16 protein-coding genes are annotated in these 18,702 nt (G+C 43.0%); 11 read left to right on the top strand and 5 right to left on the bottom strand.

The genetic code is table 11. The features are described from left to right. Position 1 precedes the first annotated feature (1 nt). Positions 2 to 949, bottom strand: coding sequence for an ion channel (locus DUL71_RS24660; protein WP_114940528.1), 948 nt, complete (start codon positions 947 to 949; stop codon positions 2 to 4). A 464-nt stretch (positions 950 to 1,413) separates the two neighbouring features. On the opposite strand from DUL71_RS24660, the gene trpD reads away from it, so the two are divergent. The 3 genes from trpD (at position 1,414) to trpA (ending at position 5,090) form a co-directional block, all read left to right on the top strand. Beyond that, a complete protein-coding gene (gene trpD / locus DUL71_RS24655) occupies positions 1,414 to 2,403 on the top strand; it encodes an anthranilate phosphoribosyltransferase (protein ID WP_114940527.1) in 990 nt (329 codons plus the stop codon). 3 nt (positions 2,404 to 2,406) lie between these two features. Next, on the top strand, positions 2,407 to 4,215 hold the full coding sequence (locus DUL71_RS24650; RefSeq protein ID WP_114940526.1) for a bifunctional phosphoribosylanthranilate isomerase/tryptophan synthase subunit beta: 1,809 nt from the start codon (positions 2,407 to 2,409) through the stop codon (positions 4,213 to 4,215). Between the two features lie 104 nt (positions 4,216 to 4,319). Next, positions 4,320 to 5,090 carry a tryptophan synthase subunit alpha gene (trpA, locus tag DUL71_RS24645; protein WP_114940525.1) on the top strand — a complete coding sequence of 257 codons (771 nt, stop codon included), beginning with the start codon at positions 4,320 to 4,322 and terminating at the stop codon, positions 5,088 to 5,090. A 266-nt stretch (positions 5,091 to 5,356) separates the two neighbouring features. On the opposite strand, the gene DUL71_RS24640 is transcribed toward trpA, so the two are convergent. The 4 genes from DUL71_RS24640 to DUL71_RS24625 form a co-directional block, all read right to left on the bottom strand. Beyond that, positions 5,357 to 5,977, bottom strand: coding sequence for an L-threonylcarbamoyladenylate synthase (locus DUL71_RS24640; RefSeq protein WP_112569976.1), 621 nt, complete (start codon positions 5,975 to 5,977; stop codon positions 5,357 to 5,359). Between the two features lie 127 nt (positions 5,978 to 6,104). Continuing rightward, entirely contained in the window at positions 6,105 to 6,461 is a 357-nt protein-coding gene (locus DUL71_RS24635; RefSeq protein ID WP_114940524.1) for a hypothetical protein, read from the bottom strand. A 44-nt stretch (positions 6,462 to 6,505) separates the two neighbouring features. Continuing rightward, positions 6,506 to 6,835 (bottom strand): hypothetical protein, encoded by a 330-nt coding sequence (locus tag DUL71_RS24630; protein WP_114940523.1) that lies wholly within the window; start codon positions 6,833 to 6,835, stop codon positions 6,506 to 6,508. Positions 6,836 to 7,020: 185 nt separating this feature from the next. Beyond that, positions 7,021 to 7,563 carry a YceI family protein gene (locus DUL71_RS24625; RefSeq protein ID WP_112569978.1) on the bottom strand — a complete coding sequence of 181 codons (543 nt, stop codon included), beginning with the start codon at positions 7,561 to 7,563 and terminating at the stop codon, positions 7,021 to 7,023. A 185-nt stretch (positions 7,564 to 7,748) separates the two neighbouring features. Between DUL71_RS24625 and DUL71_RS24620 the strand changes: the two genes are divergently transcribed. The 8 genes from DUL71_RS24620 (at position 7,749) to smc (ending at position 18,650) form a co-directional block, all read left to right on the top strand. Beyond that, positions 7,749 to 9,383: an FMN-binding glutamate synthase family protein gene (locus DUL71_RS24620; protein ID WP_114940522.1), complete on the top strand. Its 1,635-nt coding sequence runs from the start codon at positions 7,749 to 7,751 to the stop codon at positions 9,381 to 9,383. A gap of 365 nt (positions 9,384 to 9,748) precedes the next feature. Beyond that, complete coding sequence (gene nfi, locus DUL71_RS24615; RefSeq protein ID WP_114940521.1) at positions 9,749 to 10,450, top strand: deoxyribonuclease V; 702 nt, start codon at positions 9,749 to 9,751, stop codon at positions 10,448 to 10,450. Between the two features lie 156 nt (positions 10,451 to 10,606). Beyond that, positions 10,607 to 10,795 carry a hypothetical protein gene (locus DUL71_RS32205; RefSeq protein WP_161964504.1) on the top strand — a complete coding sequence of 63 codons (189 nt, stop codon included), beginning with the start codon at positions 10,607 to 10,609 and terminating at the stop codon, positions 10,793 to 10,795. Continuing rightward, positions 10,777 to 11,442, top strand: coding sequence for an ATP-binding cassette domain-containing protein (locus tag DUL71_RS24605; RefSeq protein WP_161964503.1), 666 nt, complete (start codon positions 10,777 to 10,779; stop codon positions 11,440 to 11,442). Before DUL71_RS32205 ends, DUL71_RS24605 begins: the two co-directional genes overlap by 19 nt. A 130-nt stretch (positions 11,443 to 11,572) precedes the next feature. Beyond that, positions 11,573 to 12,478 carry a pepsin/retropepsin-like aspartic protease family protein gene (locus tag DUL71_RS24600; protein ID WP_161964502.1) on the top strand — a complete coding sequence of 302 codons (906 nt, stop codon included), beginning with the start codon at positions 11,573 to 11,575 and terminating at the stop codon, positions 12,476 to 12,478. A 49-nt stretch (positions 12,479 to 12,527) separates the two neighbouring features. Then, positions 12,528 to 13,907, top strand: coding sequence for an early set domain-containing protein (locus DUL71_RS24595; protein ID WP_161964501.1), 1,380 nt, complete (start codon positions 12,528 to 12,530; stop codon positions 13,905 to 13,907). 200 nt (positions 13,908 to 14,107) lie between these two features. Beyond that, a complete protein-coding gene (locus DUL71_RS24590) occupies positions 14,108 to 14,893 on the top strand; it encodes a PhzF family phenazine biosynthesis protein (RefSeq protein ID WP_114940517.1) in 786 nt (261 codons plus the stop codon). Between the two features lie 214 nt (positions 14,894 to 15,107). Beyond that, entirely contained in the window at positions 15,108 to 18,650 is a 3,543-nt protein-coding gene (gene smc, locus DUL71_RS24585) for a chromosome segregation protein SMC (RefSeq protein ID WP_114940516.1), read from the top strand. Positions 18,651 to 18,702 lie beyond the last annotated feature (52 nt).

Below are 18,702 nucleotides of genomic sequence, written 5' to 3'. Positions count from 1 at the left end.
CCTAATGACCAATCAAATCATAGGCACTTATCCTGCTCAAATCCAATACAACGCGGCCTGTTTCATCGCGCTCGAATACAGGCTTAAATTTGGCATCCCATATAAAATCATCGTACTGATAAGAGGTACGTGAGTGGATGGTTTGTGAAAAAGTATCATCGAATGTTTTGAGGCTGACAGTTAGGCCGGCTTGGCGGCGTTGAAGCTCTTCCGGAGTAATATCTTTGATCGGGCTGTTATCATCAAGCGGATGAACCACTGTCCAGTTCAGTGTAAGGATACTTACCCGGGTGCGCTCCAGTTCCAGCTGGAAAAATTTCCGTACCGTTTTGCCGTTCTCCTCGTCGTTATAGCTAAAAACAACTTCCATCTCCAAATCGATCAGAATGTTTTTGCGCTCATTTGCCAGCCGAAACATCAGGCCTTTGCCGCCATCGCGATAGGGGGCGATAAGCACATTGCGGCTGTACATGATCTTGGCCGATGGGCGTGAAAAACGCCCGTAAAGCAGACCTGTCGCCAACGCGAAAGCCAGTAAACCCATCATCGATTCCAGCGCGGCAATGGTATTAGGCATAATGCCTCTGGGACTGATATGCCCGTAACCTACCGTTGATATAGTTTGTGCCGAAAAAAAGAAGGCATCCATAAAACGGTCAAAGTCACTGGTGCCGCTTTTACCGTCTAAAACATCTGACCCCAGTGAAAAGTAAATCAGGGCAAAAATGATATTGACTGTAAAATAGGCGCTGAAAACAATAACCCAGAATTTGCGCCAGCTCATGGTAATCAGCGAATGGTAATTATTAGCTGTACTTAAAAAAGGCAGACCGGTACGCTTTACATTAATGGTACCATCTTTATTGATAACTGGCTGGCTTTTTATAACCGGCTGGGTACCAAAACCAAGATCGTCTTCCGGATTAATTTTCTCTTTACGTATAGCCATGGGTTGATTAGTGACTTATGATCGATTGATAAATCAACAACTAAATTATTGAAATTATGCGAACCGTAGATTGCTCAGAAGTATTTAAAACAAAAAAAGACGTCATTGCTTCGTGCCTCGCAATGACGCTCTTATTAAGGTGATTTAAATAGCTTTTCAATATTTAAATCAATAATTCACCAACTAAATAAATTCTGTTTGTTTTTATAAAAACTATTTACATATTTGTGCCAACAAGTAACAATGAACAAATTAAACAACAATTGGTGGTGGCTTAACGAGTAATCGTAAGGCAATTCCATGTTTGTTTGAAAAATATATTCAGGAGGGTTGCCATACGGCAGCCCTTTTTTGTTGCACCCCGGCGTCCGCCAACTGGCGGAGGAGAATTTGCGGGGGGCGAATTAAATTAAAAACTAACTATACCAACTCCCCGCCAGCGGGCGGGGCCGGGGGGCGAGCAAATGAAACAGATACTTAATCATCTTTTTGAGCACAAAACCTTTAGCAGGGAACAATCTAAAGGTATTTTGATGAACATTGCGCAGGGTAAGTACAACAACGCGCAAATGGCTGCCTTCATGACGGCCTATTGTATGCGGAGCATTACCGTTGAAGAACTGGAAGGTTTTCGTGATGCCATGCTGGAACTTTGCCTGCCTGTAGATCTGGAAACGGATGGCCTTATTGACCTTTGCGGTACCGGCGGCGATGGTAAGGATACGTTTAACATTTCAACGCTGGCATCATTTGTAGTTGCGGGCGCGGGTTATAAAGTAGCCAAGCATGGGAACTACGGTGTATCATCAGGTTGTGGTTCGTCAAATGTGATGGAGTACCTGGGTTATCGGTTTACCAATGATATGGATAAGCTGAAACGCAGTACGGATGAGGCAAATATCTGTTTCTTGCATGCGCCGCTGTTCCATCCGGCTATGAAAATGGTAGCGCCTATCCGTAAGGAGTTGGGTGTAAAAACCTTCTTTAATATGCTTGGTCCAATGGTTAACCCGGCTAAGCCCGACAATCAGCTGGTGGGAGTGTTTAACCTGGAGCTTGCCCGCGTGTACGCCTATCTTTACCAAAAATCAACTACAAAGTATACTATTATAAACGCGCTGGAAGGGTATGATGAGATCTCTTTAACCTGCGATTTTAAAACTTTCTCGGCCGATGGCGAAAAGATCAACAGTGTTGAGGACCTTGGCTTTGAATTGCTTGATCCTAAAGAGATCATCGGCGGAGATACTGTAGAGGCTTCGGCGACCATATTCAGTAACGTGCTCAAAGGCGATGGCACTTTTGCTCAAAATAACGTTGTTTTAGCAAATGCCGCGCTTGCCATTAAAACTATATGCCCTGAAAAAACTTTTGGCGATTGTTTTTATGAAGCCGAAGAAGCATTGCTTGGTAAAAAAGCGCTTAAAAGCTTTAATAATTTATTGCAGAACTAAGCCATGAAAATAAAGGTTTGCGGTTTAAAACATCCTGAAAATATTGAAGCGGTCGCGGCTTTACAGCCAGACTATGTAGGCTTTATTTTCTATGATAAAACACCGCGTTATGCAGCCGGTTTGTCAGCAGACGCGCTGCAGGGGGTACCGGCTTCAATTCAAAAAACAGGTGTTTTTGTAAACGAGAGCGTTGAAAATATAGATAAGTTGATTGCCGAATATGGTTTTAACGCTATTCAATTGCATGGCGATGAAAGTCCGGAGTTTTGCGCAGCTTTTAAAGGTAGGGTAACTGTAATAAAAGCATTTGGACTTAACGAAGAGTTTGATTTTGAACAATTAAAAGATTACGCGAACAATGTTGATTTTTTCCTGTTCGATACCAAAACTAAAATATACGGCGGCTCGGGCAAAACGTTTGATTGGGCTATTCTTGATCAATACAAATTGGACGTTCCTTTCTTTTTATCAGGAGGGATAGGTTCCGAAAATATAGCAGAAGTTAAAAATATCACACATCCCCAATTTTACGGGGTTGACCTTAACAGCAGGTTTGAAATTGAACCGGGTTTAAAGAATATCGAAAAACTAAAAGACGCATTTAACATCGTCAAAAATAAAATACAGCAGATGAAATACGGAGTTAACGAACAAGGTTATTATGGCGATTTTGGGGGAGCGTACATTCCCGAAATGTTATACCCTAACGTAGAGGAATTAAGGCAACAATACCTCACTATCATAAATGATGACGGTTTTAAAGCCGAATTTGACGATCTGCTAAAAAACTACGTAGGCCGCCCTTCTCCTTTATATTACGCTAAAAGATATTCGGAAAAATATGGCGCCAATATTTTCTTTAAAAGGGAAGACTTAAACCATACCGGCTCACACAAAATCAATAATGCCATAGGGCAGATCCTGCTGGCCAAACGCCTTGGCAAAAAACGTATCATTGCCGAAACCGGTGCCGGTCAGCATGGTGTAGCGACAGCAACTGTATGCGCCTTGATGGGCATTGAATGTGTGGTTTACATGGGCGAAATTGATATGGCCCGCCAGGCACCTAACGTATCGCGTATGAAAATGCTGGGCGCTAAAGTGGTGCCGGCAACATCGGGAAGTAAAACGCTTAAGGATGCAACCAACGAGGCCCTGCGCGATTGGATAGGCAACCCGGTTGATACACATTATATTATAGGTTCAGTAGTTGGCCCATATCCGTACCCTGATATGGTGGCCCGTTTTCAGTCGATAATCTCGGCCGAAACAAAAAAACAATTGGTAGAATACACAGGAAGCGAGCTACCTCAATATGTATTGGCCTGTGTGGGCGGCGGTAGCAATGCCATGGGCATGTTTTATCATTTTCTGGATGATGAAAGTGTGAAACTGGTAGCTGTTGAAGCAGCAGGTAAAGGTGTAAACAGCGGAGAATCTGCTGCTACCACAGCTTTGGGCAATGAGGGTGTATTGCACGGCAGTCGCACTATTTTAATGCAAACTGAAGATGGACAGGTTGTTGAGCCTTATTCTATTTCGGCTGGTTTGGATTACCCCGGTATTGGTCCGCAGCATGCGCATTTATTTAAAAGCCACCGCGGCGAATACGTAAGTATTACCGACGATGAAGCTTTGCAGGCCGGCCTGCTTTGCTGCCAGTTAGAAGGGATTATCCCGGCCATTGAAACAGCCCATGCTTTGGCTCAATTGGAGAAAATGAAGTTTGAGGCCAACGATAATGTAGTGATCTGCATTTCGGGCAGGGGAGACAAGGATTTGGATACTTATATTAAATATTTTAACTACTAAAAAGATCTGAACTCGAATTAAGAGAATTTAGTGAATAGACAGAATTTTGAAATTCGATTAATTCCTATAATTCGTTTAATTCGAGTTCAGACAAATAAAATACCATGAACCGTTTAAACAAGCTTTTTGCATCAAAAACTAATAACCTGTTATCCATCTATTTTACAGCAGGTTATCCCGCGCTAAATACCACGGTTGATATTGCCGAAGCCCTTGAAAAATCAGGTGCTGATTTCCTGGAGATTGGTTTTCCATACTCTGATCCTGTTGCGGATGGCCCAACTGTTCAACACAGCTCAGAAGTTGCGCTTGAAAATGGTATGAGCCTGAAAGTTTTGTTTGAAGAACTGGCCGAATTGCGCAGCCGTGTAAATATCCCTATCTTGTTGATGGGCTACCTGAACCCAATTGTTCAATATGGTATCGAGCGTTTTTGCAAAAAAGCTGCCGAAGTAGGGGTTGATGGCATCATCGTACCCGATTTGCCTATTTATGAATACGAAACATTGTATTCGTCTCACTTTATTGATAACGGCTTAAGTAATATATTCCTGGTTACGCCTCAAACATCCGAAGAACGGATCCGTAAAATCGATGGTTTAAGCAACAGTTTTATTTACTTGTTATCATCATCAACCATAACAGGCTATAACCTTAAATTAAGCGACAGTGTTGAAGAGTACTATAAACGCATTGTTGCAATGAAACTGAAAAACCCTACTATTATTGGCTTTGGCATTACCGATAGCAGCAGCTTTGCTAAAGCGTGTAACTACGCTAACGGTGCTATTATAGGCAGCAGGTTTGTAAAACTTTTAGGCGAGGATGGGTATATGGATAAAATAGACGGGTTTATAAAAGGTATAAGGCCGTAGGTTTTTTCATTACGTCATTGCGAGGAACGAAGCAATCCCAAATAGGCAGAGCCGCTCTGTATAGTTTGGAGATTGCTTTATTTTTTATAAGGATTTTAACGTAGTGTGTTTTTTGATTGATTCGATGGTATGGGCGTTGCCTGCGGCCCGGGCTTTCCGTTACAAGTCCTCGCCTTTCCCACTCTCAATGGCCACCCGCGCTGTGGGCTTTTCACTACAATCCCTAACGCGGCCCTCGCACAGCATCGCTAAGATTATTCAGTGCCTTATAAATATAACTCCAAATCGCCTTTACCTTCACGGATAATGTCAAAGTCGCCGGTAGTGCAGTCAACTATGGTTGATGGGATATTGTCGCCGTAGCCACCATCAATTACAATATCAACCAGATCTTCATATTTCTCATGGATCAGTTCCGGATCTGTTGAGTATTCAATAATATCATCATCATCCCTTATTGATGTTGACAGGATCGGATTACCTAAAACACGAACAATTTCGCGGGCTATATCATTATCAGGCACCCTGATACCAACTGTTTTTTTGTTGGAGCTAAGCATTTTGGGCACCATATGGCTTGCATTAAATATGAATGTGAACGGACCAGGCAAAGCCTTTTTCAGTACGCGGAAGGTAGTATTGTCAATCGGTTTGATGTAGTCAGAGATATGGCTCAAGTCATAGCAAATGAACGAGAAATTAGCTTTTTCGGGCTTGATGTTCCTGATCTTGCAAATAGCCTCAATAGCACGGTGATTGGTAATATCGCATCCCAAACCGTAAATGGTATCGGTAGGGTATATGATGAGGCCGCCTTTTTTTAACACCTCCACCACCTGCTCAATAGCTTTTGGATTAGGGTTTTCGGGATATATTTTAATTAGCATAGTATTTGAACAAATATAGCGCTACTTGGTTTAAAAACGAGGCTTGAACGCGCTTAAAATCATGTTATTACAACGATATGGAAACTTACGAAGTTTTTAAAACTTCGTAAGTTTGATATGGGTTATGTTAATAATTTGAGTATTGGAATGTTCGGGCGCTTTCCAAGTAGAAGTAATCAGTTATCAAGGTATCAAGTCCCTTTACTTTTTCAAATAAATCTCTTTTTAAATCGGATTTTTCATTTTTCTGAATATCGTAATTTGTGCTTAATTCATCTGTTATTTGTTGATGAAGAGCGTTGAGATATAATTTCTTTTGTTTAGTTATATCATAAGTTCGTTCATCGTAACAATCATAAAAATCACCTAAATAGAGCGAGTATTCGGCATCTCCTAAAATGCGTGTATGCTGATGTCCGAAATAAGTGCCGCCCTGCGCTAAACCGCCAAAAATGTAATTGATATCCCTGTAAATTATGATCAATTTTTTTCGCCTCACAGTGTATTTTTTAGAGGAATGAGACTTACTCAGGAAGTGGCATATAAAGTATAATAAATATCTTTCCCTAACTCACTATTAAAGTCAGCAGTCTTCCTGTCGTTATAAGCAGTTTCCGGCGCATCGGGATATTCGCTTTCGTGAAATGCAGGTTCTCGTTTATAAAGTTCTTGCAATTCGTATTGCGTAAACTTAAATCCATGCTCGGTGTCTATAACAACAGTGTCGTTATTTGCTTTGAGAAGGCTATCATTTCTCGTTATGTTTTGTAATTTGGTGTATACTTTACTTTTGGGATCGCCCGGATTGCAAGCCGGTATAAGAAATAGTAATAGAATCAAGCCTAACAGGTTTTTCATAAGGTTTAGCTATAGCGCTAAAATACTTAATCACCTTAAAACCAAAAAGCCAATCGTGTTAAACGAATGGCTTTTTGGTATCATAATTTTTAACCTGTTTGTGACTTCAACAATGCCGTGTTGTTTGGATCCTTTAACAACAGCGGCATTTTAAATGTTAAAACACAGCAACAGTATTAAAACAATTAAGCTTGTTTAGTGAATTGAATGTTGATCAACAATTTAATGTCTTCACCAACTACAATTGAACCGGCTTCGGTTACGCCGTCCCAGGTTAAACCGAAATCTTTACGGTTAATTTTACCGCTAATTTCGAAACCTGCTTTGGTGTTGCCATAAAAGTCAGCAGCAGAGCCACCAAATTCTACGTCAAGGGTTACCGGCTTAGTTTGATCTTTAATGGTCAGGTTACCTTTCAATTCATATTCTTCATCATCTGTTTTGGTGAATGAAGTTGATTTGAAGTTAATCTGAGGGTATTTTTCAGCGTCAAAAAACTCGGCTGATTTTAAGTGCTCGTCGCGTTGTGTCTGGTTAGTGTCAATGCTGTTGATATCTAATGAGAAATCAATTTCAGCATTTTCAAAATCATCATTATCAGTTAATAACTCACCGTTAAAGCTTTTGAAAAAGCCACTTACGGTTGAAATAACTAAGTGTTTAACTTTAAATTGTACTTCTGAGTGCATTGGGTCGATAACCCATTTTGTTGCTGTTTCTGTTGCCATGATTTTTTTGTTTTTTTTGTTGATACAAAGATAAGTACAAAATTAGATGTTTAAACATGTATTTATGCTTTGTGACTTTAAAACGACATTGAGTAAGTTTCTTAACCACAAATTTGGCACATTGTTTAAATTACACTTCTATTTTTATCAAACTTAATAGCCGCTTCATATAAAATTAACCGCTCATGAGAAAGCTCTTCGTTGTTTCCTTCTTTATTATATTCAGTATGCTTGGTGCCTGGTGCATCATCTGGCCGCCAGCCGTATGGTCGTTTCTTATCATGGGGCCTATATACCTTATTGGTTTTTATGATATGGTGCAGCCTAAACATAGCATTGTGCGCAATTACCCGGTATTTGGTCACCTGAGGTATTTGATGGAAGAACTGCGCCCCAAAATTTACCAGTACTTTATTGAAAGCGATACCAACGGTACGCCCTTTAACCGTCAAAACAGGAGCGTGGTTTATCAGCGCGCCAAAAAGGTTGACGACACCCGGCCCTTTGGTACCGAACTTGATGTTTACGATAACGGTTACGAATGGCTTAACCATAGCATCGCCGCTATCGATCATCATCAGTTAAATATGGATCCGCGTGTAAAAGTTGGCGGCCCTGCCTGCAAGCAACCTTATATGGCCAGTGTATTCAATATTTCGGCCATGAGTTTTGGCTCGCTGAGTATGAACGCCATCCTGGCCCTTAATGGGGGAGCAAAGCTGGATAACTTTGCCCATAATACTGGCGAAGGTGGCCTGAGCGATTATCACCTGCAACCCGGCGGCGATATCATCTGGCAGATAGGTACAGGATATTTCAGTTGCCGTCATAAAGATGGTACCATTAACTACGATGCCTTTGCCGAGCGTGCGGTGCTGCCACAGGTAAAAATGATCGAGATCAAGCTTTCGCAAGGAGCAAAACCTGGTCACGGTGGTATTTTACCTGCCGCCAAGGTAACGCCCGAAATTGCCCGAATCAGGCTTGTTGAAATGGGAGAGGACGTGATTTCGCCGCCTTATCATACTGCTTTCACTAACCCTTTGGAGTTGATGACTTTTATTCAGAAGCTTCGTGATCTTTCTGGCGGTAAACCGGTTGGCTTTAAATTATGCGTAGGCCATAAAAGCGAGTTTTTGGCTATTTGCAAGGCCATGGTTAAAACCGGCATCACGCCCGATTTTATTACTGTTGATGGGGGAGAGGGCGGTACCGGTGCCGCACCTCTTGAGTTTAGTAACTCGGTAGGGATGCCGCTGCGTGAAGCCCTGGCCTTTGTTTATGATGCCCTTACAGGGTTTGATCTTAAAAAGAATATCAAGCTCATCGCATCCGGAAAGGTGGCTACCGGGTTTGACCTGGTTAAAAACTTTGCCCTTGGTGCCGATATGTGCAACAGCGCCCGCGGCATGATGTTCGCTCTTGGCTGCATCCAGGCGTTGGAATGTAACAGTAATACCTGTCCAACAGGCGTAGCTACGCAGGATAAAAGCCTGATGAAAGGTCTGGTAGTTGATGATAAAAAAGTACGCGTAGCTAACTTTCACAAGCTAACGGTAAGCAGCGCCATCCAAATGATAGGAGCCGCAGGCTTAACTAAACCCTGCGATTTGCACCGCATGTACATTTATCGCCGTATTAATCACAGCCAGATCCTCACTTATGGCGAACTGTTCCCTTACATCCCTAAAGGCAGTCTGCTCAATACACCTTATCCTGCTTCGTTCGAGTTTGATATGGCCATCAGCAAGGAAGAAACTTTTGTGCCTGATTACAGCGGGATAACTAATATTGATTATAGTAATGTGAGTTCGTATTAAGGTGAATGGTTGATTAGGTGAGTGGTTAGTTTTTTTAGGACTTTGCAGGTTCAAGCGACTTAAGCATCCACGTTTACTAAACAGAGCTTAAACCGTGAGCGTGGACGCTTGAAGATGCGGGTGACAGGCCGTATAGCTGACTCACCCGGTCTACGCTACGCTGGACCACCCTCTCTCCGGCTTCGCCGCAAAGAGGGAAAAAAATAAGAAACAGAATCCCCTCTTTCCGCAAAGCGGAGAGAGGGGTGACGAGCGCAGCGATGTCGGGGTGAGTAAACTCTACGCCATTCAAAACAAATCCACCTAAAAATCATTTATCAAAAATAAATCATCAGCGCAATCAACGTAATCACCCCAAATCAACGGTGCAGCCAGCATTATATGAAAACCTCAGTCCCGAACAGGCCATTGCCTGGCAACAGGAGCTACGCAGGCAAATTGATATTCGGCCTTTGGATAAGGCCATTGAAGTTGTGGGCGGTGCTGATATTTCATTCAATAAGTATTCGGAAGTAGTTTATGCAGGCATCATCCTGCTCAGGTATCCCGAGTTAACCATCATTGGCCAGGCAACGGCTATCAGCAAAACAAAGTTTCCTTACATCTCCGGTCTGCTGGCATTCAGGGAAGTACCTGCTTTGCTCGAAGCATGGGAGAAACTACCCTTTAAACCCGATGTTATGGTGTTGGACGGACAAGGGATAGCGCACGAGCGCCGTACCGGAATTGCAACCCATTTTGGTCTGCTCACCAATGTACCGTCTATAGGCAGCGCTAAAAGCAGGCTTTACGGCAGGTACCAGGAACCCGGTAATGAAGTGTTTGATCAAAGCCCGATGTATGATAAAGGCGAACTAATTGGCATCGCTTTGCGTACTAAAAAGAAATGTAATCCTATTTACATATCTCCGGGCCATCACATCAGTATGGAGCAAAGTGTTGAGCTTATTAAAAACTGCATCCGCGGCTATCGCATCCCCGAGCCAACCCGGCAGGCACATTTATTGGTGAATAAAATAAGAATTGCCGACGGGGAAAATTTTAACTCGCAACCTACGTTATTTTAGCTGACCTGTCACGATAGCTGAATGCGTAACACCATAAAAATTACCTGGTATTTTTATAGATCGATATTGTTATGGTGTATGACCATCAACATGGTATGCATTTACTTTTTGCTCCGTGGAGAGGTAAATGTTGTCGGATCATACGTTTTAAAAATAATGAGCTACGGTTTAATTATTGGTTTTCAGTACTATAATTACAACGCCAACAAAACGTTCTTCTACTTTCGCAATGCGGGTTATAATATTGACAGGTTGTATTTATACGCGCTTACCTGCGATGCCCTGGCTTACGGTATATTGCTATCACTCTTAAAGCTTGTTAAATATTGGGTCAGCATATTTTAAAAACCGACAGCGTTCACCTGGAGTTTGATGGGCGCAAGATATTACAGGATATTTATCTTGATTGCCGCCAGGGCGAGGTGGTTGGTTTGCTTGGCCGCAACGGTTGTGGTAAATCATCCTTGCTGCGGATCATTTTTGGTACCCTAAAGCCATCATACAAACATATAAGCATAAACGATAGGCACGTTTATAAAGGTTATGACGGAGGGCGTGTAGCCTATTTACCGCAACATAATTATCTGCCGCAAAATATAAAGATCGAAAGCCTGGCCGAAATTATTATTGACCCTCAGTTTGCTGGTGAATTTAAATCATTACCGATCTATCAAAACCATTATCAAAAGAAGCCAAGCCAACTATCAGGCGGGGAGTTAAGGCAATTGGAAACACTGATGTGTATTTACAGCCGGGCAGATTTTATCTTACTTGATGAACCGTTTACCCATGTTTCGCCGGTTCAGACAGAAATGTTTAAGGACGTAATCCGCCGGTGTGCAAAGATAAAAGGCATCATTGTTACTGATCATCAGTATTATAGTATCCTTGATGTGGCCAATAGGATAGTGCTGATCACTGATGGTAGTACAAAAGCCATAAATAATCCCGATGACCTGATCAGGTACGGTTACATCAATCACATGATTTAATTGTTGGCCTGTGTAACTTAAAGTATAAAATGAGGGTCTATTAGGTATAGTATTTAATGCGATGCCTAAGTTTTGTCTGTTGGTCCTTTTTTTATTTTTCTGTTGCTTTGATGCAACAGGAAGCGAGAGAATGACTATTGACGGCATCACCTTTAAAAATGCAAAACCCGAAGCTGATCCTTCACCCACCGGCGATTTTAAGACATTGGTTATCCCCATAAAAAGGGCCGGAAATCTCATTGTTATTGAAGCACAGATTGATACCCTTGAAGGTAATTTTGTGCTGGATACCGGTGCCCCTTACCTGGTTTTAAACGAAACTTATTTCAGGGATATGCCGCATGCCGCCGAACAGGAATCGGCCGGGATTAACGGAGCTGCCGAAAACTCTTTTACAACTTATGTACGCAATTTTAATATCCTTGATCTGCATTATTCAAAATTAAGGGCCGATGTTACCGATCTTTCCTCCATCGAAAACGGTCGCGGAATAAAGATCCTGGGTTTGCTGGGCACCCGGCTGTTTGCCGATTTTGCAGTTACTGTCGATCTGTTCCGCAATACGCTCTATATCCAAAAGCTCGACGAAAACGGCAACATTCCCGATGCTGAGAAAGTATTTCATGATCGCTTTATGGTAAGCCCTTTCAAGATGCTTAATGATGTTATTTTAATGAAGGGTACGGTTAACGATAATTCGCTTTGGTTTGCCTTTGACAGTGCCGCCGAAACCAGCCTGCTTGATTACCGGCGGTCAAAAAAGCTGATCCCGGATATGGAAGTTATCAGTCGTTCAAAAATTATGGGTATTGGTGGCACATCTATCGAGGTGATCTATACCCGTTTTGATAACCTGGTTGTTGGGGATCGTAAGTACATGAAAAACCGGATCCTGATAACCAACCTCGAAAAAATGGGGAACGCGTACGGCTACAAAATTGATGGTGTTTTAGGTTACGATTTCTTTGTGAGGGGTATATTCACCATCAACTTTGTTAAAAAAGAATTTGAAATGTACATTTACAATAACCAGTAATATGAAGAGGGGCGCCTATATAGTTATTGTTTTTTTTGCGATGGTTTGCATGGCTCTGTCTGCAAGCGCGCAAAAACGCAGTAACCTGGTTATGGGCAACGATAAACTGACGCTACGCATCGATATGCGCTCGTCTAAAGCTGAAGTCGACAGTCTGCTCAAGAAAGCCGGGTTAAAAGGTGCAAGTGCGGCGGCAATTTTGAAAGGCGATTTTTCGGCTCTGCAAAAAGATGGCTGGACAACGGCCGCGAAGCGGGGAAACATCGTGGAGTTTGACAGACCGCTTGAAAATCTCAACAAAAACCCGCAAAGCCAACCATACCTCATAACCACTAAAATTGATAGGGATGATGACGAGTCGCCGGGATACCCGGCAGAGGTTACCTATGGTATTAATAACTTTGCTAAAGTCACCGTACATGAGTTGCCATCGGGCATAACCCGGTTCTTTTTGCCGGGCTATTTACCAAATAAGAGGGCATTGCTATCGGGTAACTTTAACAACTGGAGCACGCTTAAGGGAATCATGGCTAAAACCGACAGCGGCTGGATTGCCGATGTAAAGCTGAAACCCGGTAAGTACGAGTATAAGTTTATTGTTGATGGCCATTGGATCAATGACCGGTATAACAACCTCGTGGCCGATCATGATAATAACTCCATCTACTTCAGATATAACTACACATTTAAGCTAAATGGCTATGCAAATGCCCGTAAAATAACACTTGCCGGAAGCTTTAATAGTTGGGATGCCAATAGCATCATTATGGAAAAAAACGGCGGAGGGTGGCAAAAACAGCTTTACCTGCATGATGGCACGCAGGCTTACCGTTTTTTGGTTGATGGTAAATGGATCACCGACCCGGCCAATCCCAATAAAATGCAGGGCGAAGACGGGTTGACCAACTCGGTATTGAACCTTGGTGAAACTGTTGTGTTTAAGCTTGATGGATATACCGATGCCAAAAAGGTACAGGTGGCGGGGAGTTTTAACAACTGGGAACACGGTAAGATTCCGCTTGTAAAAACCAAAACCGGTTGGGCCGTATCCCTGATTATCCCGCCCGGTAATTATGGTTATAAATTTATTGTGGATGATAACTGGATGACCGATCCTAAAAATCCACGTAATATGGTAGAGGGCGGTGTTGTTAATTCTTATATATCGGTAAAACCTAATTATACATTTAAGTTAAGCGGGTTTAATAATGCCAAAAGCGTTCACCTGGCGGGCAGTTTTAACAACTTTGATGAGTTTGGCTATACCCTTGCATTTGATGGCAAGGAGTGGACTGTAAATGTTAACCTTAAACCGGGTAAGCAGCTGTATAAGTTTATTGTGGATGGTAAATGGATGATTGATCCCGGAAATAAACTTTATGAAAACAACCAATATAATTCGGGTAATTCCGTTTTATGGATCGAATAGAGTAATAGAAGTACGATTGTAAGAATCAAGAATAAAGAAGGGGAAAAAACACAACTGTAAAGGCTGAATAATAAAGATTTTGGCTCTCATAGTCTTGGTTCTTGACTCTTACAGTCTTGATTCTTGACTCTTACAGTCTTGATTCTTTTCTCTTGTATCTTGATTCTCTCCTTACTATATTAGCTAAATACCAATTTGATATGACTATCCCTATATACCAGGCCGACGCGTTTACCGATAAACTTTTTGGTGGCAACCCGGCGGCAATTTGTCCGCTTAATGAATGGTTGCCCGATGTTACCATGCAAATGATAGCAATTGAAAACAACCTTGCCGAAACCGCCTTTTTTGTAAAAGAAGGGGCCGGTTACAAGCTGCGTTGGTTTACACCCGAGTACGAGATTGACCTTTGTGGGCATGCTACGCTGGCCTCGGCACATATCCTGTTTTCGGAACTGGGTTATGAAGGGGATACCATTCATTTTGAAACTGTAAAAGCCGGGACGCTTACCGTAAAGCGCGATGGCGATAAGTATACCATGGACTTTCCGTCGAGGCCACCGATACCAATCGAGGCTCCAAACGGACTGGCCGAAGCGCTTGGCGAAAAGCAGCCCGTAGCGTTTTTGCGCTCGCGCGATTACTTCATTGTTTATGAAACGGAGCAGGATATCAGGGACCTTACACCCGATTTCTTCGCCATGTCGAAAATGGATACCGTAGGCATTATAGCTACCGCTCCGGGCGAAAACTCCGATTTCGTTTCACGCTTTTTTGCCCCCGGAGCAGGCATCCCCGAAGATCCCGTTACCGGATCGGCACACTGCAACCTGATCCCGTACTGGGCAAAGCGCCTGGGTAAGGATACCCTTCATGCCTACCAGCTTTCGGCCCGACAGGGCGAACTCTGGTGCGAGCTTAAAGGCGACCGTGTGCTGATGAGTGGTAAGGCAGTTACTTATTTAAAGGGGGAGATAAGGGTTTAGTTTTTTCTTCACATCATTGCGAGGAGGAACGACGAAGCAATCGCATGCTATACAGGGAGGCTATGCTTCCGTGCGGTTGCCACGCTGCGCTCGCAATGACATAAGTCGTATTCATCTTTATCCTTTTCCCTTTCGCCTCAAAATATACTTTCAAAACTCAATTATTTATGATTACTTTGGGGGTTTGGACTGTGCACGGTACTTAATAAATTAAATGCAGCTTACCCGTTTAGAAATCAAGGGCTTCAAGAGTTTTGGCGATAAAATAACCATCAATTTTAATGAGGGTGTTACCGCTATTGTGGGGCCAAACGGTTGTGGTAAGTCGAACGTTGTTGACAGTATCCGTTGGGTTTTGGGTGAGCAAAGCACCCGGGCGCTCCGTTCGGAGAAGATGGACAACGTTATTTTTAACGGTACCAAAAGCCGTAAATCGGCCAATCTTGCCGAGGTTTCCCTCACTTTTGATAATACAAAAAATATCCTGCCTACCGATTATTCGCAGGTAACGCTTACCCGTAAACTTTACCGTACCGGCGAAAGCGAGTACCGCCTGAACGATGTGCAGTGTCGTTTAAAGGATATTACCGACCTGTTCCTGGATACCGGTATCGGCTCCGATTCATACTCTATCATTGAGCTGAGGATGATCGACGAGATCATCACCAATAAGGAAGGCTCGCGCAGAAACCTGTTTGAAGAGGCATCGGGTATCTCCAAATACAAGCTTCGCAAAAAGCAAACTTTCAGTAAGCTGAAAGAAACTGAAGCCGATTTGGCCCGTGTAGATGACCTGCTGTTTGAGATTGAAAAGAACCTCAAAACGCTCGAAAACCAGGCAAAAAAAACCGAACGATACTATCGCTTAAAAGAGCAATACAAAACGCTGAGCATTATGCTGGCTTCGTTCCGGATTGTGGCCTTTAGCGACTCGTTAAAAAAGATAGAGGAGCAGGAGCTTAAACATAAAGCCGAGAAAGGCGATATCATTGCCCAGATTGATACTTTGGAAGCCACATTGCAGCAACAAAAGCTGGATAGTATCACCAAAGAGAAGAACCTTTCTGTTCAGCAAAAAACAACCAACGAGTTTGTTTCAAAGATCCGCGCTTACGAGAGCGAAAAGAAGATCAAGAACGAGCAGTTGAAGTTTCAGCAGGATAAAGAATCGCGTTTAACAGAAGAGTTGGAGCGCGATAAAAATCAGCTGAACCACGTTTTATACAACATTAAACGCTTAAACGAGGAAAAGGCTACCGAGGACGAAAGCTTGCAAGCCATCCAAAGCAAACTTTCTGATTTAAAGGAAGCTGTTGATGAACTACGCGCACAGCAAAGCGAGGCCCGCAACGAACTTAATGAGTTAAATAATATCAATACCCGCCTGCAAAACCAGGCTTACAAGGCCGAAAAAGATCTGGATATATTACAGATCCAACAGCAGGCATTGGAGCAGGAGAGCCAGCGTAATATGGAAGATACCACCAATAAAGAGGTGGAACTTTCACACTTTAACCAGGTGGTTGCCGAGCTTCAATACCGCAAAGAAACGCTTGATGATGAGTTTCAACAAGCTGTTGAGTTTGAAAATAAATTAAAAGAGCAAATTGCCGAAACCGATGTTGAACTAAACTCGGTTAAGGATACCATTATAAAAGAGAGCCGCAGGCTGGATGCCAAACAAAACGAGTATAACCTTACCAAAAGTATGGTTGATAGTTTGGAGGGCTTCCCGGAGTCTATCAGGTTCCTGAAAAAGAATACCGACTGGGCTAAAAATGCGCCGCTGTTCAGCGATGTGCTTTTTTGTAAAGAGGAGTTTCGTGTAGCTATCGAAAACTACCTGGAGCCGCTCATGAACTACTATGTAGTTGAAAGCTACGACGACGCGGTGAAGGCTATAAACCTGCTCAGCAATTCGGCTAAAGGACGTGCAAATTTCTTTGTACTGAACAATTATGCCGATGAAGCCGCAGCACAGGTGAATTTCGAGAGGGTAGATGCAATACCAGCCCTCGGAGTTATCGAGGTTGAAAAACGTTACCTGCCGCTTTGTAATTACCTGTTAAAAGGGGTTTATCTGGTTGATGATGATAAAGAAGGCCAGATCAACAGCGAAGCTTTGCCTCAGGGCGTAACGCTGATTGGCAAAAGCGGTAAGTTCAATAAATCAAAGCATACCATGGCCGGTGGATCGGTTGGTTTGTTTGAAGGTAAAAGGATCGGTCGCGCCAAAAACCTGGAGAATTTAGCTAAGGAAATTCGAGGGATAGAGAACCAGGTAGGTGCTTTCAGAACCAAATCCGAAGAGCTGCAAAATAAGCTCGGCGCTTTACGTGGTTCAACCAAGGCGGCTGAGATCAATGAGCAGCAGATGATCATTAACCGGTTAAATACGGAGCTGATCACCGTGAAAACCCGCCAGGAACAGTATCAAACTTTCATTGAAAACAGCCTCAACCGTAAGGAGGATATCGCCCGCAAAATTGCAGGTATAAAAGATGAAATGGCTGCCCTGCAGCCGCAACTGGCCGAGCTGAAAACTCAGCGCCAGATTCAAAGCGATTTATTGGCCGATAAACAGATGGCTTTTAACGAGCTCAACGAATACGTATCGGTACAGTCTAACGCCTATAACCAGGAAAATATCCGTTTCCATCAGCAGCAAAACAAAGTGTCGGGTTTAATGAAAGACCTTGACTACCGCGATAGTCAGCAGGAAAATCTGGATACACGGATTCGCCAGAATACCATTGAGCTCGAGAAAGTAAAGGTTGCCATACAGGAAAACCTGAAGATGGCCGATAACTCGGACGATAACCTATTGGAGATGTACGAGCAGAAGGAGAACCTGGAGAAGGCTACCCAACAAGCCGAGCAAGAACACTATCAATGGCGCGGACTGATCACCGAAAATGAGAACCAGGTAAGTTCATTAAGGCGGAAAAAAGAAAACAGCGAAGTTATTGAGAACGAATTACGTGACGAACGCAATAATTTAAAGATAGACCTGAACGCGCTGAAAGAACGTCTTTCGGTGGAGTTTAATATAGATATAGAAGATCTGCCCGAAAGCGAAGTACCCGAAGGCGAAAACGAGCAAGACTTGCGCGATAAGGCGGAAAAGCTGAAAAAGCAACTGGATGATTTTGGCGCCATCAACCCGATGGCGGTAGAGGCTTATAACGAAATGAATGAACGTTATACCTTTATTCAGGCACAAAAAAAGGACCTGAGCGAGGCTAAAGCTTCATTACTGGCTACCATCCAGGAGATTGATGATACCGCCAAAGATAAGTTCATGACCGCCTTTATGATGGTGCGCGAAAACTTTATCAAGGTGTTCCGCTCGTTGTTTAATGAGGAGGATTCATGCGATCTGATCCTGACTGATCCCGATCACCCGCTCGAGTCAGATATTGATATTATAGCGAAGCCAAAGGGTAAACGTCCGTTATCTATCAATCAGCTGTCGGGAGGGGAGAAGACGCTTACGGCTACGGCTATCCTGTTTTCGTTGTATCTGCTTAAACCGGCCCCGTTCTGTATTTTTGATGAGGTTGACGCCCCGCTTGATGATACCAATATTGATAAGTTCAATAACATCATCCGTACCTTCTCTAAAGAGTCGCAGTTTATCATTGTGTCACATAATAAACGTACTATTGCCAGTACCGACGTTATTTACGGCGTAACCATGGTTGAGCAGGGAATCTCACGTGTGGTTCCTGTCGATTTAAGGGAACTGGCCGATTAGGGATAAAACATTAGACATAAATAAAAACGTCATTGCGAGGCACGAAGCAATC

The sequence above is a fragment of the Mucilaginibacter endophyticus genome, from assembly GCF_003351025.1.
GTDB classification, from domain to species: Bacteria; Bacteroidota; Bacteroidia; order Sphingobacteriales; family Sphingobacteriaceae; genus Mucilaginibacter; species Mucilaginibacter endophyticus.
Note: the sequence above shows the minus strand (reverse complement) of the source record. Positions and strands in the feature narration are given on the sequence as shown.

Excerpts from the sequence above, each read along its gene's own strand:
- DUL71_RS24630 (WP_114940523.1), bottom strand. The coding sequence starts at position 6,835 with ATGAAAAACCTGTTAGGCTTGATTCTATTACTATTTCTTATACCGGCT.
- DUL71_RS24625 (WP_112569978.1), bottom strand. The coding sequence starts at position 7,563 with ATGGCAACAGAAACAGCAACAAAATGGGTTATCGACCCAATGCACTCA.
- DUL71_RS24660 (WP_114940528.1), bottom strand. The coding sequence starts at position 949 with ATGGCTATACGTAAAGAGAAAATTAATCCGGAAGACGATCTTGGTTTT.
- DUL71_RS32205 (WP_161964504.1), top strand. The coding sequence starts at position 10,607 with ATGAGCTACGGTTTAATTATTGGTTTTCAGTACTATAATTACAACGCC.
- DUL71_RS24600 (WP_161964502.1), top strand. The coding sequence starts at position 11,573 with ATGACTATTGACGGCATCACCTTTAAAAATGCAAAACCCGAAGCTGAT.
- trpD (WP_114940527.1), top strand. The coding sequence starts at position 1,414 with ATGAAACAGATACTTAATCATCTTTTTGAGCACAAAACCTTTAGCAGG.
- DUL71_RS24640 (WP_112569976.1), bottom strand. The coding sequence starts at position 5,977 with ATGCTAATTAAAATATATCCCGAAAACCCTAATCCAAAAGCTATTGAG.
- DUL71_RS24650 (WP_114940526.1), top strand. The coding sequence starts at position 2,407 with ATGAAAATAAAGGTTTGCGGTTTAAAACATCCTGAAAATATTGAAGCG.
- trpA (WP_114940525.1), top strand. The coding sequence starts at position 4,320 with ATGAACCGTTTAAACAAGCTTTTTGCATCAAAAACTAATAACCTGTTA.
- DUL71_RS24595 (WP_161964501.1), top strand. The coding sequence starts at position 12,528 with ATGGCTCTGTCTGCAAGCGCGCAAAAACGCAGTAACCTGGTTATGGGC.
- smc (WP_114940516.1), top strand. The coding sequence starts at position 15,108 with ATGCAGCTTACCCGTTTAGAAATCAAGGGCTTCAAGAGTTTTGGCGAT.
- DUL71_RS24620 (WP_114940522.1), top strand. The coding sequence starts at position 7,749 with ATGAGAAAGCTCTTCGTTGTTTCCTTCTTTATTATATTCAGTATGCTT.
- DUL71_RS24590 (WP_114940517.1), top strand. The coding sequence starts at position 14,108 with ATGACTATCCCTATATACCAGGCCGACGCGTTTACCGATAAACTTTTT.